This is a genomic window from Candidatus Izemoplasmatales bacterium, from assembly GCA_041649275.1.
Taxonomy (GTDB): domain Bacteria; phylum Bacillota_I; class Bacilli_A; order Izemoplasmatales; family Hujiaoplasmataceae; genus UBA12489.
Genome location: JBAZNL010000006.1, coordinates 69,881 through 87,087, shown reverse-complemented (window position 1 = coordinate 87,087; position 17,207 = coordinate 69,881). Strand labels below are relative to the sequence as shown.

At 63.6% G+C, this 17,207-nt stretch carries 5 protein-coding genes and 1 riboswitch; of the genes, 1 reads left to right on the top strand and 4 read right to left on the bottom strand.

Annotation, left to right across the window (positions count from 1 at the left end; all coding sequences use genetic code 11):
- Nucleotides 1-50: 50 nt before the first annotated feature.
- Nucleotides 51-129: riboswitch (TPP riboswitch) on the bottom strand.
- 43 nt (nt 130-172) lie between these two features.
- Complete coding sequence (locus WC509_05345) at nt 173-1,465, bottom strand: pyrimidine-nucleoside phosphorylase (GenBank protein ID MFA5006868.1); 1,293 nt, start codon at nt 1,463-1,465, stop codon at nt 173-175.
- A gap of 74 nt (nt 1,466-1,539) precedes the next feature.
- Here WC509_05345 and WC509_05340 point away from each other — a divergent pair, with 74 nt between their 5' ends.
- Nucleotides 1,540-2,115 carry a histidine phosphatase family protein gene (locus WC509_05340; GenBank protein ID MFA5006867.1) on the top strand — a complete coding sequence of 192 codons (576 nt, stop codon included), beginning with the start codon at nt 1,540-1,542 and terminating at the stop codon, nt 2,113-2,115.
- A 70-nt stretch (nt 2,116-2,185) separates the two neighbouring features.
- Here WC509_05340 and WC509_05335 read toward each other — a convergent pair whose 3' ends face one another.
- The 3 genes from WC509_05335 to WC509_05325 all read right to left on the bottom strand — a co-directional run bounded on the left by WC509_05335 (nt 2,186) and on the right by WC509_05325 (nt 17,142).
- Entirely contained in the window at nt 2,186-3,883 is a 1,698-nt protein-coding gene (locus WC509_05335; protein ID MFA5006866.1) for a 5'-nucleotidase C-terminal domain-containing protein, read from the bottom strand.
- A gap of 128 nt (nt 3,884-4,011) precedes the next feature.
- Nucleotides 4,012-7,509, bottom strand: a complete 3,498-nt coding sequence (locus tag WC509_05330; protein ID MFA5006865.1) for a hypothetical protein — start codon at nt 7,507-7,509, stop codon at nt 4,012-4,014.
- A 219-nt stretch (nt 7,510-7,728) separates the two neighbouring features.
- A complete protein-coding gene (locus WC509_05325) occupies nt 7,729-17,142 on the bottom strand; it encodes a hypothetical protein (GenBank protein MFA5006864.1) in 9,414 nt (3,137 codons plus the stop codon).
- Nucleotides 17,143-17,207: the final 65 nt, after the last annotated feature.

The following is a 17,207-nucleotide window of genomic DNA, read 5'->3' as shown; positions in this document are numbered from 1 at the left end:
AAAATCCCCTTCCGCGAACGAAAGGGGAGAGACGGCGTGCGCCGGATGCACCTACGCTGGCATTACCCAGATCAGGTCGGGTCAATGACGGATACGTCATACTCTCAGCCCGGTTCCCCGAGCTCCCCTCTTGTTCGATTCGATTATATCACGTTTTCTGCCGTAAGGCAACTCAACGGACGACGTCGAGGATGATCGGCGGAACCGGGACCGCCTGATCGACGATCTCGAAGGCCTCGCGGACGGATCCGCGGATCTCGTCGGTGATCGCCGCGTCCGCATAGATGCGGGCGAGGGTCTCGCCCTTCTTGACCTTGGCGCCGACCTTCCGTTCGAGCACGACGCCGACGTTCGGATCGATCACGTCGTCCTTGGTGGCGCGGCCGCCGCCGAGCTTCATCGTCGCGAGGCCGATCGGCAGCGCCCGGATCGTCTTCACGAATCCAGCGCGCGGCGCCTTGACCTCCTCGATCCGTTTTGCGGTCACGAAACCGTCGAGCGTTTCGAGCCGGCCGCCCTGCGCGGCGATGAATTCCTTGAACTTGGCGAGCGCCTTGCCGTTACGGAGATTCGCGCGGAGGAGGTCCTTCGCGGCGGTTGCGGACGAAGCCTTCCCGGCGCGGTAGACCATCTCGGAGCCGATCTCGAGGCAGAGCTCCTCGAGGTCCGCGGGACCGTGGCCGGAGAGCGTCTCGTACGCTTCCGCGACTTCGAGGCGGTTTCCGACGGCGAAGCCGAGCGGCTGGTCCATGCCGGTGATGAAGGCGGCGACCTGCCGGCCGCAGGCGTTTCCGATGGACACCATCAGGCGCGACAGCCGGGTCGCGTCCGCGAGCGTCTTCATGAAGGCGCCGTCGCCGATCTTGACGTCGAGGCAGATGACGTCGGCGCCGCTCGCGAGCTTCTTCGACATGATCGAGGAGGCGATCAGCGGAATCGACGGCACCGACCCGGTGACGTCGCGGAGCGCGTACATCAGCTTGTCGGCGGGGACGAGTTCGGCGGTCTGGCCGGCGACGGCGATGCCGATGTCGTTCACCTGGCGGACGAACCGTTCGGGCGTGAGGGCGATCGTGCAGCCGGGGATCGACTCGAGCTTGTCGAGGGTGCCGCCGGTGTGGCCGAGGCCGCGACCGGAGAGTTTCGCGACCTTCGCGCCGGCGGAGGCGACGAGCGGGCCGAGGATCAGGGTCGTCTTGTCGCCGACGCCGCCGGTCGAGTGCTTGTCGACCTTGACGCCGTCGATCGACGAGAGGTCGATGACGTCGCCGGAATGCCACATCGCCTCGGTGAGGAGCGCGGCCTCCGCGTCGGTCATGCCCTGGAAATAAACGGCCATGAGCCAGGCGCTCATCTGGTAATCCGGAACCGTACCCTTGACGTAGCCGTGGATGACGTAGTTGATTTCTTCGGCGGTGAGGGCGTGCCCGTCCCGCTTTTTCTCGATGATGTCGACCATTCTCATGAAAATCCACCTCGCGAATCAATTATATCACAAACTGACGGTCCCTTATAGTATAATTGTGGACGGTGATTCCAATGAACCGGATCTGCATGGTGCGTCACGGCGAGACCGACGCCAACAGGAACATGATCGTCCAAGGACGGATCGACAACCCCCTGAATGAGAAGGGCGTCGCCCAGGCGAACGCGATCGCCGCCTCCTTCATCGCCAAAGGCGAGGTCTTCGACATCGTCGTCTCGAGCCCCCTGAAACGCGCGCAGGCGACCGCGGCGATCATCGCCGCCCGTCTCGGGCATCCTGCGGTCGAACTCGACCCGGGCTTCCTCGAGCGCGATTTCGGCGACCACGACGGAAAGCCGATCGACGCCGACTACGCGCGGGCGGTCATCGAGAACCGGATCCCGCGGATGGAACGGCACGAAGTCCTCGAAAAGCGCGTCTTCTCCGCCCTGACGGCGCTCTGCGCCCGTCACCCCGGCAAGCGGATCCTGATCGTCGCCCACTCGCACGTGATCAAGGCAGTGCTGGTAAGTCTGCTTCCGCCGACCGAGTTCCACTACGCCTCGTATCTCGCCAACTGCTCGGCGAACCACCTCGAGTTCAAGGACGGGATCTTCCGCGTCCTCGACTACAACCAAACCACCCAATGACGACAAAGGACGGCCGAAGCCGTCCTTTTTCATATTCATCGACCGAAGACGATGGCTCCTGCCTGGCGATTCAGACGAGGAGCGAATCCTCTTTGCGGATCGCCGGGAACCAGGCGACGGGTGTCGGAAAGGCGGTGCCGTTGGCCGGATTGAACGCCGTCGTGTGGTTCCGCAGGTCCTCCACCAGGAAGTCGCGGATCAGAAAGGAGGTCGTCGTGATGTTCCTCCCGTCGAGGAAGTCGTAATAGGTCTTGTCGAAGATGTAGTCGACCGCGCCGACGGTGTACCACGCGTCCGGATCGACGGTCATCCCGTCGATCGTCAGGAGCCCCATTCCGTACGAATAGCCGACGCCGTCGTCGAACACGACGTCGTCGCTCTTCTCCATCACGCTCTCGTAGAACGCGGTGATCTGCGCGCCGGTCATTTCGCAGGTCTTGATGTAGTTGTCGAACGGATAGATCGTGATCATGTCGCCCATCGTGACGGTTCCCTGTTCCATCGTGACGCGGAACCCCCCCGCGTTGACGGCCCCGATGTCCACGCCCGCATAGTCGCGGATGGCCGAGGCTCCCCACGGAGCGAGAAGCGATGACGAGAACGCGTACTGCGCGGTCGCCAGCGCCTCTCCGACGAATTCGACGTAACCGGGTTCGGTTTCGTACTCCGCGAGGATCGCGTTCGCCTCCGCGCTTTGCGTGAGCCCGGTGTTGCCGATGATCTCGGCGGCCCCGGCGGACACCTGGCCAGCCTGGCGGTCGTAGACCAGCGTGATCTTCGCGATCAGCGAGTTGGGATAGCTCGAAGTCTGAGCGAAGGGCAGGGCGGTCCCGGAGCGGACGATCGACGAGGCGATCGAGGTATGGCTGTGTCCGTTGAAGATCGCGTCGACCTTCCTGTTTCCGGTCAGGTTCGCGATCTCGTTGTTCGTCGCGGAAGAGTATTCGTGGATCGAGGCGACGATGACCCGGCATCCTTCCGTGGTCCGGAGATATTCCGCGTATTCGGCCACGGTATCGGCCGCGTCGAGGAATTCGTAACCGACCACCCGGGACGCGGAGATCGAGTTGATGACGGCGCCGATCACGCCGATGATCCCGACCTTGACGCCGTTCACGTCGACGATCGCGTAGGGCCGCGTCCAGGGCATCGGTTCCCCCGTCTCGACCGAGACGATGTTCGCGGCGAGGAAGGGGAAGTCGGCTTCGCCGTTACTGGTATTCCCGTCGGCGTAGGCGGCGATCTTGTCGATGCCCCAGTCGAACTCGTGGTTTCCGATCGTGAAGGCGTCGAACCCGACGTAATTCATCACTTCGAGGAGCGGGCGTCCGTAATAGTAGTTCGAGAGCGCCGTTCCCTGGAACATGTCGCCGCTCGCGAGCACGATCACGTCGTCCTCGTTTTCCTGTTTGTTCGCCAGCAGGGCGGCGGCCTTCGAGAATGCCTTTGCGTCATAGTTGTAGGAGAGGGACGTATAGTAGGCGCCGCCGTGGACGTCGTTCATCGAGAAGAGTTCGATCGTCTGGTAGCGTTCCGCCGTGGTCGTCGAGACCGTCGATCCGGACGTCGGCGCGGTCGTGGTGGTCGTCTCCGTCGTGGTGGTTCCGGTCGAGGTCGGAACGGTTCCGGTGATCGGAAGCGTCGACGTGGTCGATGTCGGTGCCGACGTCGTCGCGGTCGTGACGGTCGTCGTGGTGGAAATCATCCCGCATCCCGCGGCCGACAGGACCGCGAGGAGCGAAAGGAGCAAAATCAGGATTCGTTTCATGGGTACACTCCCGAAAAAGGCATCATTTTATTATATCCCATCCCGTCGGAAAAGGAAAGACGGCATTTTCGATGAAAAAAAGGGGGGAGGATCGCTCGGGCGATCCTCCCCCGCCGGGAGTCCGGTGCTTACGGCAGATAGTTGAGGTAGTCGGTGATGCCGGTCTTCGTGAGGAAGAGGGCGACGTTGCCGTCCATGTAGTCGGCGGCGTCGAGGGCGTAGAACGGGTCGAGGCCGTCGGCCGCTTCGATCTGCGGGGTGAGCGTGTCGCGCACGATCATCGAGTCGAGGATGATTCCGAGGTCGGTCTCCGACTTGCCGGAAAGACCGGCGATCGAGAAGTCGGCGTCCGTGAAGTCGCCCGTACCGAGGACCGAGACGGCGCGGATGAAGTTGCGCACCTCGACCTTCGTGGTGACGCCGGCGATGCCGTAGTACGAGGATTTCGCCATGTCCGGAGTGGTGATCTCCATGTTCCCCTGAAGCATGTTGTGGATCGTCACGTGGATCGAGGCGGAGACGAGCAGGGCGTCGATCTGCGCTTCGGAGAGCCCGGTGATCGTGCCCGCCGGCATGGCCGCGCCGTAGCCGCCGAGGCCGAGGACGTTGAAGGCCTCGAGGAGGGCGACGAGCTCGTCCTGGACGATCTGGACGGAAGCGACGCCGTCGACCTGGATCGCCGCGCGCATCTGCGTCGGGACCACGAGGTCGGTCGCGCCGGCGACCATCGTCGTCTCGTCGTCGGCGACGGAAAGCATCGCGTCGGAGATCGTCGCCTGGAGCGACGCCGAGGCGAGGAGGTCGTTCATGTCGACGGCATTGGCGAAGAGCGTGCCGATCGAGAAGTCGAGCGAATCGAAGCCGTCGAGGTCGAGCAGGTCGAGGGCGCCGATCAGGGCGACGATCTCGTCCTTGGCGACGTATTCGACGGTGCCGCGCTGGATCCGGATCGGGCTGTTCGCATTCTCGACGTCGACGTCGGGGATGAGGAGCGTGCCGGCGGCGGTGGTGAGGAGCTGGTCGGAGATGGTCGCGTGGATCGAGGCCGAGGCGAGCAGGGTCGCGAGGTTGCCTTCTTCCGTCAGGTTCGAGAGAGTGAATTCGCCCGAGGTGACCGCGGTGACGTCGGTGACATCGAGGACCTCGAGGGCGTCGAACATCGCGCCGATCTCGGCGGCGGTGACGTAGGTGGTCTGGTTCCCGACGGGACCGACGGTGACGACGACGTCCTCGCCGTCCTCGTCCAGGGCCGGGACGATCAGGATCGCGCCGCCGAGGGAAAGGAGCTGGTCGGAGATCGTCGCCTGCATGATCGCGGAGTCGAGCAGGGCCGCGCGGATGTCGGGATCGCTGAAGAAACTGAGCGACACCGTTCCTCCGAAGGCGGTCGGGTCGGTGATCTGGAGGGCGTCGAGCGCGGCGATGACCGCCTCGAGCTCGTCCTGGGAGATGTATTCGGTGGCTTCGATGCCGTCGCCGACGGTGATGCGGACTTCGGTCGTGCCGTCCTCTTCGACGTACGGGACCGTGATCGCGCCGCCGGCGATCGAGAGCAGCTGGGCGGAGATGGTGGCGTGGAGGATGGCCGAATCCAGCAGGATCGGCATCTTCTCGAGCAGGGCGGATGCGTCAAGCGCGTTGAAGTTCGCGAAATCCTCGACGTTGAGCGCATAGACCGCCTTGAGGACATTCCCGAGTTCGGCGACGGAGATGACGACGACGTCCCCGAGGGTTTCGCGGATGGCGTTGCCGTCCTGATCGTAGTAGGGAACGGTCATGACCGATCCAGCCTCGGCGGTCGCCGAGATGATCAGGTCGGACATGGTCGCGTGCAGGATGTCGGATCCGAAGAGGGTCGCGATCTTGGCGTCGTCGAGGACGCCGGGGGTGTCGCCCTCGAGGTTCGCGATGATGCCGGCATCGAATCCCATGTTGTCGAAATCGGAGATGCCGAGGACGCGGAGCGAGGCGAAGACCGCTTTGATCTCGACGGCGGAAACGACCGTGACGGCGACGCCGTCGACCTCGTACGTGGTGGCGTCGAGGACCGTCGACGGGATCACGAGATCCTCGCCGGCGATGTCGGCGATCAGGTTTCCGACGGTGGCGGACAGAATCTGGCTGTCGAGCAGGACGTCGACCTGGGCGTCGCTGAGCGAGAGTACGGCGGCGAAGTCGAAGTTCTCCGGATCGGCGCCGGCGGTCTCGACGAGCAGCTTGAAGGCGTGGACGAGGGCGAGCATCTCGCTCTTGAGGAGGTAGCCGTCGCCGTCGAAGACGGAATCCGGAATGACGAGCGGGTTGTCGCCCGTCGGCAGCTGGGTGGTGACGACGTTGGAGAGGGTCGCGGTGAGGATCGAGGAGCCGAAGATGGCGTCGATGGCGTCGTCGGAGAGGGCGCTTACGACGTCGAGGCCGATGTTCTCGAAGTCGATCGAGCCGGCGACCTCGACGATCGCGTTCAGGGCCGTGAGGAGGTTCCTGAGTTCGCCGTTTTCGACGATGTTGCCTTCGTCGTCGAGCGTGTCGTACCAAACGACGCCGTCGGGGACGATCAGGATCCCGTCGAGGTCCTCGATCCCTGCTTCGCCGGAGAGGACGTAGACGAGAGCGGTCGTGATCAGCTTGGAATCGAGAAGCATCGTCAGGTCGGCGGAACCGACCGCGCCGAGGAGCAGGGCGATGTCGACGTTCTCCATGTTCGTGAGGTCGATGCCGGCCGCGTCGAGGGCGTCGAAGATCGTGCCCGCGACGTTCGCGACGACCGCGAGTTCCCGACGGAGGGCGATCGTCTCGCCCTCGTAGGTGAAGGACATGACCGAGTCGAAGAGGTAGAGCGAGAGCGGCGCCGCCGCCGTCCCCTCGCCGATCACGATCATGTCGCCGATCTGGACGAGCGGATTGGACTCGTAGGCGTCGACGAACTCGACGACGTAGGCGGTCGCTTCCGCGAGACCCGCATCGCCTTCGGCGAGCGGGATCAGCGACTGCGACGCCTCGTAGATCCGGTCGCGGTCCAGGGGCGCCGCAAGCGGCACCGACGGCACCAGTTCGGTCACGCTGCCGACGATCGAGACGACGCCGCCGAGCATGATGAACAGGACGAAGAGCGCGAGCGCGCCGTTGGCGAGCCCGAAGACGCCGCCGAGCAGGCGGTTCTTGGATGAACCGGACTTTTCGTGGATGAAGATCATCCGGACGATCCACATCAGGATCTTCCAGACGATCAGGCCGACGGTGAAGTAGGCGACCGTGTAGCCGATCTTCACCACGAACTGGCCGATGCCCAGAAGCAGAGCCGTCAGTTCGGGTCCTCCCGCGCCGAGGTCGAAATCCCCGGCGAAGAACTGGAGGAGCGGCGTCATCGCCTCCCCGATGCTCGTGTATGAGGACAGCGAGGAATCGATCTGGCCGAGGGCGGTGCCCAGAGCCGGATTCTCGTAGGTCCACAGGAACCCAACGACCGCGTCGAGGGTGAGGAAGAACAAAGCGTAGAAGGCCGCCATCGTGACAAACGAGAAGAGCGACTTCTTGAAGCCTTTGGCCAGTCCGCCGAGCAGACCGAGGCCGAGGATGCCGAAAAACACGATGTTCAGGATCATTGACATGCTGAGGTTATCTGGCATTTCGTGCGACTCCTTCCGCGCGCATGGTGTCGCGCTTATCTTTATTATATAGCATCGATGGGCGATATCAACGGCGCGCGCTCGGTTTTTTCCGGTTTTTTTCCTTGCGCGGACGGACGCATCCCTCTTCATATACGCGAGAGGAATGGCTCCGATTGGCAGAATGAAAAAAAGGGAGGGACCGAAGTCCCTCCTTGAAGCAGTGGCGGATGTTGCGGATCAGTCGACGAAGGCGATGTAGCGCTCGATGCCGGCTTCGGTCATGAACGTGGCCGCGTTGTCGTCTTCGTAGTCCGTGGCGACGATCGTGTAGAGCGGCGGCAGCGGGAAGACGGCGGCGTTCATGTCGCTGACGGCCTGCTCGACCTGCGGCGTGACGATGTTGCGGATGATCATCGAGTCGAACATGATGTCGCGCTTGTTCGCATCCATGGTGACGAACGACGTGAGATCGAACGAGGCGTTCGTGAAGTTGACGCCGACGAGCTGGTTGACGCCGACGATGAAGTACGCGACCTCGGCGGCCTTGGTCAGTCCGACGATGCCGTACAGCGTTTCCTTGGCCTTGTCCGGGACGTCGACCGTCGGGTTGCCGAGAAGCATGTTGTGGACGGTGACGTGAAGCGATCCGGACTCGTAGATGTCCATCTGGGTCGCATAGGAGAGCGAGTTGATCGTGCCGACGTTCATCGCGGAGCCGAACGAGGTGAATCCGAGCTTGTCGAGGCCGTCGAGGAGAGCGAGCAGTTCCGCTTCCTCGATCTGCACGTAGGCGGCGAGGCCGACGGTGATGTCCTGACGGAACACGGTCGGGACGACCAGGTCGCTGGAACCCGCGACCATCGTCGTCTCGTCCTTCGTCGGGGCGGCGAGGAGCGAATCGGAGATCGTCGCCTGCATCGAGGCGGAGGCGAGGAGGACGGCGAAATCGGCGTCGAAGATGTTCTCGAGCGAGATGTCGAGGGCGCCGAAGTCCTTGAGACCCATCGCGTCGAGGGCGTCGAGCAGGTCGCTGATCTCGGCGACGGTGATGAATTCGGTGCCGGAGACGGTCACGCGGATCGCCGCGTCGCCGTTTTCGACGTCGGTGTCGGGGACCAGGAGCGCTCCGCCGGTGTCGTTGAGCAATTGGTCGGAGATCGTCGCGTGCATGATCGCCGAGAGCAGGATCGTCGCCTTCTGGGCGAAGAACCGGTCGGAGGAGATGCCACCGCCGAAGCTGTCGAGGTCGGAGAATCCCATCGCGTCGAGGGCGGTGAAGAGCCTTCCGAGCTCGTCGCGGTCGACATAGTCGACGGTCCCTACGGTCCGGCGGATCCTGTTCGCGTCGGCGTCGCCGGCGATCGTGTAGGCCGGAATCGTGAGGGCGTCGTCGAGGCCGCCGTCGTCCCAGGCGAGGACTTCCGCGGAGATCGTCGCCTGCATCGTCGCGGAGGCGAGGATCGTGGCCGTTTCGGTGAAGAACTTGGAGGTGTCGATCGAAGCCGCGATCGAGAGGTCGCCGTACCCCATCGCGAGCAGGGCGTCGATCAGGTGCTTGAGCTCGCCCTTGGCGATGAAGTCGGTGCCGGTCACGGCGAGTCGGACCGCGTTTGCGGCGATGGCGCCGTCCTGGGTGTAGGCCGGGACGATCAGGATGTCGTCGTCGTCGAGGCCGAGGACCGTCTGGGAGATGGTCGCGTGCATCGACGCCGAGGCGAAGAGGATGTCCTGGTCGGAGGAGTCTTCGACGTTGGCGAGGTTGACCGCGCCCGAGAAGTTGGTGTCGCCGGAGAGTCCGAGGACGCCGAGCGCGTCGAACAGGTGGCCGATCTCGGCCTTGGTGATGTAGTCCGTCTCGAGTCCGAGGGGACCCGCGGAGAGGCGGACGACGACGCCGTCGACGTCGGTCGTCGGCACGAGCATGGTGCTTGAGCCGAGGTTGAACATCTCGAGCGAGATCTTCGCCTGGAGGATCGCCGACCGGAGCACGGAAGCGCGCTGGACTGGATCGTAGAAGGCGGAGATGTTGATGTCGCCGGAGAACTCGGTGAGGACGTCGCCGGAGAAGCCGAGCGTCTCGAGGCCGTCGAACAGGTATCCGAGTTCGTCTTCGACGATGTATTCGGTCGTGAAGCCGACCGCGCCGACGGTCGTGCGGACGTGGGTCGCGGCGACGAGTTCGTCGTAATCTTCGGTCCCGTAGGGGATCGCGAGCGTGGCGGCTCCGAGGTTGGCCAGCTCCGTCGAGATCTTGGCGTGGATGATCGCGGAGGAAAGGACCTGCGGACGCTTGATGTCGTCGAAGAGCGGGGTCAGGTCGAAGTCGCCCGTGAATCCGGCGCCGAGGACGTCGCCCGAGAAGCCCAGCAGTTTCATCGCGTTGAAGAGGTTGTCGAGTTCGCCTTCGACAATGTATTCGGTCGTGAAGCCGACGTCCCCGACCGTCTCGCGCACGGCGCTCGTACCGTCCGCGGCGGTGTAGGGGATCGCGAGGGTGGCGGTGTCGAGGTTGGCCAGTTCGGTCGAGATCTTGGCGTGGATGATCGCGGAGGAAAGCACCTCGGGACGCTTGGCTTCGTCGAAGAGGGCCGTCAGGTCGAAGTCGCCCGTGAATCCGGCGCCAAGGACGTCGCCCGAGAAGCCGAGCAGTTCCATCGCCTCGAAGAGACTGTCGAGTTCGCCTTCGACGATGCATTCGGTCGTGAAGCCGACGTCGCCGACCGTCGCGCGCACGGCGGTGACGCCGTCCGCGGCGGTGTACGGGATCGCGAGGGTCGCGGCGCCGAGGTTGGCCAGCTCGACCGAGATCTTGGCGTGGATGATCGCGGAGGAAAGCACCTCGGGGCGCTTGACCTCGTCGAAGAGCGCCGTCAGGTTGAAGTCGCCGGTGAAGCCTTCGCCGAGGACGTCGCCCGAGAATCCGAGCAGTTCCATCGCTTCGAAGAGATTGTCGAGTTCGCCATCGACGATGTATTCGGTCGTGAAGCCGACGTCGCCGACCGTCGCGCGCACGGCCGTGACGCCGTCCGCGGCGGTATAGGGGATCGCGAGCGTGGCCCCGAGTCCGATCAGTTCCTCGGAGATCTTGGCGTGCACGATGGCGGAGGAGAGCACGGTCGAACGCTCATAGGTCGGGTCGTCGTCGCGGAAGAGGGCGGCGGCGGAGATGTTGCCGTCGAAGCCCTGGATGTCGCCGGTGAAGCCGAGCAGTTCGAGCGCCTCGAACATGCGGGCGAGTTCCGTGGCATCGACGTATTCGGTTTCGTAGCCGACGTCGCCGACGGTCGTGCGGATCTCGGTGATGCCGTCTGCGCCGACGTAGGGGATCGAAAGCGTTTCGGCGCCGAGACCGGTCAGTTCGGAGGAGATGCGGGCGTGAAGCGTCGCGGAAGCGAGGATCTCCGCGCGCGGCACCGTCTCGAAGAGCGACGTCATGCTCACCTCGCCGTCGAAGTTCTGGATGTCGCCGGAGAAGCCGAGTTGCGCGAGACCGACGAAGAGGTTCACGAGCTCGCTCTTGAGGACGTACTCGGTCGCGGTCTCGTCGCTGCCGACGGTCACGCGGATCGCGGTCGTCCCGTCCGCGGCGAGGTAGGGGACGTCGACCACGGCGGCGCCGAGGTTGAAGATCTCCTTCGAGATGCGCGCCTGCAGGATGACGGAGTCGAGGACGTCGTCGCGCTCGGTCTCGTCGAAGAGGGCGGCGAGGTTCAGGGTGCCGTCGAAGTTCTCGATGTTGCCGTCGATGCCGAGGGTGCGGAGACCGACGAAGAAGGCGTCGATCTCGACCTTCTTCACGAATTCGGTGGTGAAGCCCGGATCGCCGACGGTGATACGGACCAAGTCCGCGGGCGTCGAACCGGTCTCGGCGTAGAAGGGCACCTGGACGGTTTCGGGATCGAAGTTGACGAGCGTGTCGGAGATCATCGCGTGCATGATCGCGGACGAGAGGATGACGGTCCGCTTGGCGTCGTCGAAGAACGCCGAGTAGTCGACGTCGCCGGAGAACTGCGAGAGGTCGCCGGAGATGCCGAGTTTCTTGAGCGCGTCGAAGAGGTCCGCGAGTTCGGCCTTGTCGATGAATTCGGTCGCAAGGACGGTGACGCGGATGTCGGTCGCGCCGGTGGCGTCGACGTACGGGACGACGAGCATGTCGATCCCGAGGATCTGCTTGGAGATCGTCGCGTGCATGATCGCGGAATCGAGGAGCACGTCCATCTCGGCGATGATCGTGTCCATGTCGAGGGCGTCGACGGCGTTGAAGTCGCTGACGTTCAGGGCATGGAGGGCGTAGAGGGTGGCGTCGAGTTCGGCGATCGAGACATACTCGACGAGGAGGTCGGTGTAAAGGACGGCGATGCCGTCGACGTCCTGTTCGGGGACGACCACGAGCGCTTCTTCTCCCGGATCGGCGGCGGTGAGGTCGAAGAACATCTTCGAGAACGACGCGTGGATGATGGCCGAGGCGAAGAGCGTGTTGAGTTTCGACTGGTCGAGGGTGGTCGGGTCGATCTCGTCCTCGAGCCGGTCGATGACGGTCGCGTCGAGCGCGACCGAGAAGTCGGTGAAGCCGAGCAGTTCGAGCGAATCGAACATCGCGCCGAGCTCGTCGGCGGAGATCATCGTGACCGGATCGACGGCGCCGATCTGGCGTGTGATCTCGATGGCGGTCTCCCCCGGCAGTCCGTAGTTCATCGTATAGTCGTCGGGAACGACGATCATCTCGGCCTCGATGTCGAGGATCTGCTTGGAGATCGTCGCATGCAGGATCGCCGAGGCGATCAGTTCGTCGAAGTGCGCCATCACGTTCTCGAGCGAGAGCGAGGAGACGTTGTCGAAGTCGGTGATGCCGAGGCTGTTGAGGGCGGAAAGGACGCTCTCGAGCTCGGCGACGGCGATGTATTCGATCGCCGTGAGCGGATCGTCGTAGATGACCGGGAGCCCGTCCCAGTCGGTCTCGGGAACGATCACGAGCGGATCCTCGCCGGGATCGGCGGCGGTCAGATCGTCGAACATGTTGGAGATCGAGGCGTGGATGATCGCGGATCCGAACAGGACGTCGAGTTTCGCGGAATCGAGCGTCGTCGGGTCGCCGTCGACCTGGAGGGTGGAGATGATCGAGGCGTCGAGCGAGACCGAGAAGTCGGTGAAGCCGAGCAGCTCGATCGCGTCGAACATCGCGCTCAATTCGTCGGGGTCGACCAGGTCGACGGGATCGGCGAGCCCGACGGCGCGGACGATCTCGACGTCTTCTTCCGTCGGAAGTCCGTAGTCGCGGGTGTAGTCGGAGGGAACGACGATCATCGCGGCGTCGATGTCGAGGATCTGCTTGGAGATCGTCGCATGGAGGATGGCGGAGGCGATCAGATCGTCGAAGTGCGCCATCACGTTGTCGAGCGAGAGCGAGGAGACGTTGTTGAAGTCGGTGATGCCGAGGCTGTTGAGGGCGGAGAGGACGTTCTCGAGCTCGGCGACGGCGACGTACTCGATCGCCGTCAGCGGATCGTCATAGACGACCGGGACTCCGTCCCAGTCGGTTTCGGGGACGATCACGAGCGGATCCTCGCCGGGATCGGCGGCGGTCAGGTCGTCGAACATGTTGGAGATCGAGGCGTGGATGATGGCGGATCCGAAGAGGACGTCGAGTTTCGCGGGATCGAGCGTCGTCGGGTCGCCTTCGACCTGAAGGGTGGAGATGATCGAGGCGTCGAGCGAGACCGAGAAATCGGTGAAGCCGAGCAGTTCGATCGCGTCGAACATGGCCGTCAGCTCGGATTCGCTGATCAACTCGACGGGGGTGAGGACGCCGACGGTGCGGACGATCTCGACGTCCGCTTCGGTCGGAAGACCGTAATCGAAGGTGTAGGCGTCGGGGACGACGATCATGTCGGCCTCGATGTCGAGGATCTGCTTGGAGATCGTCGCATGCAGGATCGCCGAGACGATGAGGTCTTCGAAATGCGCCATCACGTTGTCGAGCGAGAGCGAGGAGACGTTGTTGAAGTCGGTGATGCCGAGGCTGAAGAGCGCCTTCAGGACGTTCTCGAGTTCCGCCTGGGAGACGTAATCGACGCCGTGATCGAGGTACTTCACGGGGATGCCGTCCCAGTCGGTCTCGGGGACGATCACGAGCGGGTCTTCCCCCGGATCGGCGGCGGTCAGGTCGAGGAGCATCTTCGAGATCGTCGCGCGCAGGATATACGAGGAGAACAGCGTGTCCAGCTTGTCGCCGTCGAGCGTCCCCGGGGTTTCCTCCGATTCGAGGTTCTCGATGATCGAGGCGTCGAAGGCGATGCTTTCGGTCGAGGTGATGCCGAGGATCGTGAGCGAGTCGATGATGTTGATCAGTTCCGACTTGGCGATGTAGGTGGTGGTTCCGGACACGGCCTGGACGTAGAACGCGTCGAGACCGTCGCCGTGGACGGTCGGGATCACGATCGTCGCCTCCTCGCCGACCGGCGGGGTGGCGAGGTCGAGGAGGACGTCGGAGATGGTCGCGTGCAGGACCGCCGAATCGAGCAGGGTTCCGATGTTGTCGAGGATCGGACCGAGGTCGGTGAAGGACATGGTCGCGAAATCGTTGAAACCGAGCGCCTTGAAGGAGCGCAGGATCGCCTTCAGTTCGTCGGTCGAGACGTAGTCGAAGCCGTGGTCGACGAAGGTGACGGGGACACCGTCGACGTCGAAGTCGGGGATCACGACCATCGCCTCCTGGCCGGGTTCGACCTCGATGAGATCGAGCACCATCTTCGAAACGGACGCCCGGAGGATCACCGAGGCGAACATCGTGTCGAGCTTGCCCTCGTCGAGCACCGTGGGATCGGCCTCGGAGGCGAACTTGTCGATGATCGTGGCGTCGAGCGCGAGCGCGTCGAAGTTGGTGATGTCGAGGAGCGTGAGCGCGTCGAAGATCCTGTCGAGTTCGGCGCGGACGATGAACGGCGTGCCGCCGACGGTCAGCTTGACCGCTTCTTCCGGATCGCCGTAGGCGTCCGGGACGACGATCATCCCGCCCTCGAGGTTGATGAGCAGGTCGGAGACGGTCGCATGCAGAATCGCCGAATCGAGCAGAAGGTCGATGTTGTCGATGATCGGGCCGATGTCGTCCATGCTGAAGTTCTCGAAGTCGAGGTCGAGGGCGTAGACGCCCTTGAGGATCGCGGCGAGTTCCCCGGCGTCGATCATGTCGGTGCCGTCGATCGGGTCGTCGTACAGGATCGGGTCGCCGTTGACGTCGAGCGACGGGACGACCACGATCGAGTCCGCGCCGCCGGTCATGTCGAGCAGGACCTTGGCGATCGTGGCGCGGAGGATCGAAGAGGCGAAGAGCGAATCGAGTTTGTCGTCGTCGAGTTCGCCGGGGACGTCGCCCTCGAGGTTGACGAGGATCGCAGCGGAGAATTCGAAGTTCTCGAAGTCGTCGATGCCGAGCGCGAGCACGGCGGCGAAGACGTTTCGGATTTCTTCGGCGGAGATGACTTCGAGCGGGAGTTCGTCGACCAGGATCGACGTGCGGGCGCTGCCGGGGACGACGAGCTGCTCGATTTCCATCGTGTTCACGTAGTTGCCGAGGGTGGCGGTGAGGACCTGGGAGGCGAGGATGACGTCGAGGTCTGCGCCCGTGAGGGTGAAGATCTTGCCGACGTCGAAGCCCATCTCGGCGCAGGCATCGTCGCCCTCGTCGCAGAGGAGCGTCTCGGCGGCGAGCTTGAGGGCGCGGGCGACGGCGATGAATTCTTCCTTGACGATGTAGCCGTTCGCATCCTTGACGGCGTCGGGGACGATCAGCTCGAATCCGCCGGTATCGAGCGCGGCGAGTTGCGCCGACAGCGACGCGACGAGCACCTGCGACTGGAAGAGGGCGTCGATCGTGTCGTCGGTCAACAGCGCGATGTCGGCGATGCCGATGTTCTCGAAGTCGATGCCGGCCGCGACCGCGACGACCGCGTTGATGGCGAGGAGGATGTTGCGGAGTTCGCCGGCGACGACGAGGTTGCCGTCGTCGTCATAGACGTCGTACCAGACGATGTCGGCGGGGACGACGATGAAATCGGCGAGTCCCGGCAGCGCGACGGCGCCCGAAAGGACGTTCACGACCGCGTTGGTGAAGAGTTTGGAATCGAGCAGGAGGGTGAAGTCGACGGCGGCGACGGCACTCAGGATCGCGCTGTAGTTCGCTCCGGCCTCGCCCTGGATGTCGCCCATCGTGAGGCCGGTGTCGAGCACCGCCCCGAGGAAGGCGCCCATCGCGCGGAACTCGTCGGCCCAGACGATGTCGGCGGGAACCGTGATGATGGCGTTGACCTGGTCGCCGGCCATTTCGAGGACCGGTTCGATCGCGACGAGGACGGCGAGGTTGACGAGGTCCGAGTCGGCGAGCGAGTCGAACAGGTCGCGGACCATGTCGCCGTCGACGGTGACCGTGTTCAGGTCGATGTCGTCTTCGAAGTAGCCGGTGGCGTTGACGATGTCGAAGCCGACCGCGGCGATGACGCCGAGCTTGTCGAGTTCGGCCGCCCAGTCGAGGGCGTAGAGTTCTTCCGTCGGCAATTCGAGTTCGATGTCCGAGATGTCGGCGGCGACCTCGATTCCGAGCGGGATGAGGGTGGTGATCAGGTCGGACTGCCCGAGCATGTTGAAGACGGCGGTGACGTCGTCGCTCGTGATCGTGGAGAGATCGCCGGTCTCGACGACCTCCATGCCGAGGGCATAACCGGCGATGCCGGCGAACACCGAGAGTTCGTGGCGGAAGGCGATCCGTTCGGTCTCGGTTTCGGACGTATCGACGTCGATCGACAGGACCGTGTCGAACAGGTGGAAGGTCAGCGGAACGGGGGTGCCGCCGTCGTCGAAGGTGAGCTGCGAGGACAGTTGGACGGCGAGGTTCGCGTCGTAGGCCGCGACCAGTTCGTTCATCATGTCGAGCTGGTCCTGGAGTTCGGGCGGGATCGTCGGCATCGTGAACGCCGTGAGCATCGATTGCGAGGCCTCGTAGACGCTGCTACGCGGGAACTCGAGCTCGACGGTCTCCTCTTCGGTCGGGATCAGGGTCGTCATGCTCTTGACGATGTCGAACAGGCCGGAGAGCGAGACGATCAGGACGAAGACGCCGACGGCGGCTTCGAGGACGCCGAAGACGGCGCCGAGCAAGCGGTTCTTGGAGCGGTACTTGTCGTTCTTGGAGCCGCCCTTCAGGAAAATCGCGAAGAGAATCGCGCAGATGATTTTATAAATGAGCCAGAATATGGTAAAATATAGGACGGCATAGACGATTTTTAGGACGAACGTCCCGATGCCCTCGACGAGGGCGAGAAGATGGGCGTTGGCGAGCAGGTCCGCGTAATCCGTGCCGGCGAAGTGGCCGGCCGCGACCGTGACCGCGCCGCCGATCGAGTTCGCGGTCCCGATCCCCGGGATCATCCCCTCGAGGTACTGCCCGAGCAGGGACCCGATCTGGGGGTTCTCGTAGGACCACAGGAAGTCCGAGACGGGTCCGATCGTGACGAAGAACCCCACGATCAGAAGCAGGTACGTGAGGAACGACCAGATCGACTTCTTGAATCCTTTCAGAAACCCGAACAGGGCGCCTAGTCCGAGCGCACCGTAGATGGCGAGATCGAAATAGGTCTTGAAATCGAGATTGTCAGGCATGGGCACCTCCGGGTACGAAATCATAGATATCAACTTCAATTATATAGCATTCCTCGGAAATCACA

Bases quoted from the DNA above. Each gene is read 5' to 3' on its own strand.
- WC509_05345 (MFA5006868.1), bottom strand. From the start codon at position 1,465: ATGAGAATGGTCGACATCATCGAGAAAAAGCGGGACGGGCACGCCCTC.
- WC509_05340 (MFA5006867.1), top strand. From the start codon at position 1,540: ATGAACCGGATCTGCATGGTGCGTCACGGCGAGACCGACGCCAACAGG.
- WC509_05335 (MFA5006866.1), bottom strand. From the start codon at position 3,883: ATGAAACGAATCCTGATTTTGCTCCTTTCGCTCCTCGCGGTCCTGTCG.
- WC509_05330 (MFA5006865.1), bottom strand. From the start codon at position 7,509: ATGCCAGATAACCTCAGCATGTCAATGATCCTGAACATCGTGTTTTTC.
- WC509_05325 (MFA5006864.1), bottom strand. From the start codon at position 17,142: ATGCCTGACAATCTCGATTTCAAGACCTATTTCGATCTCGCCATCTAC.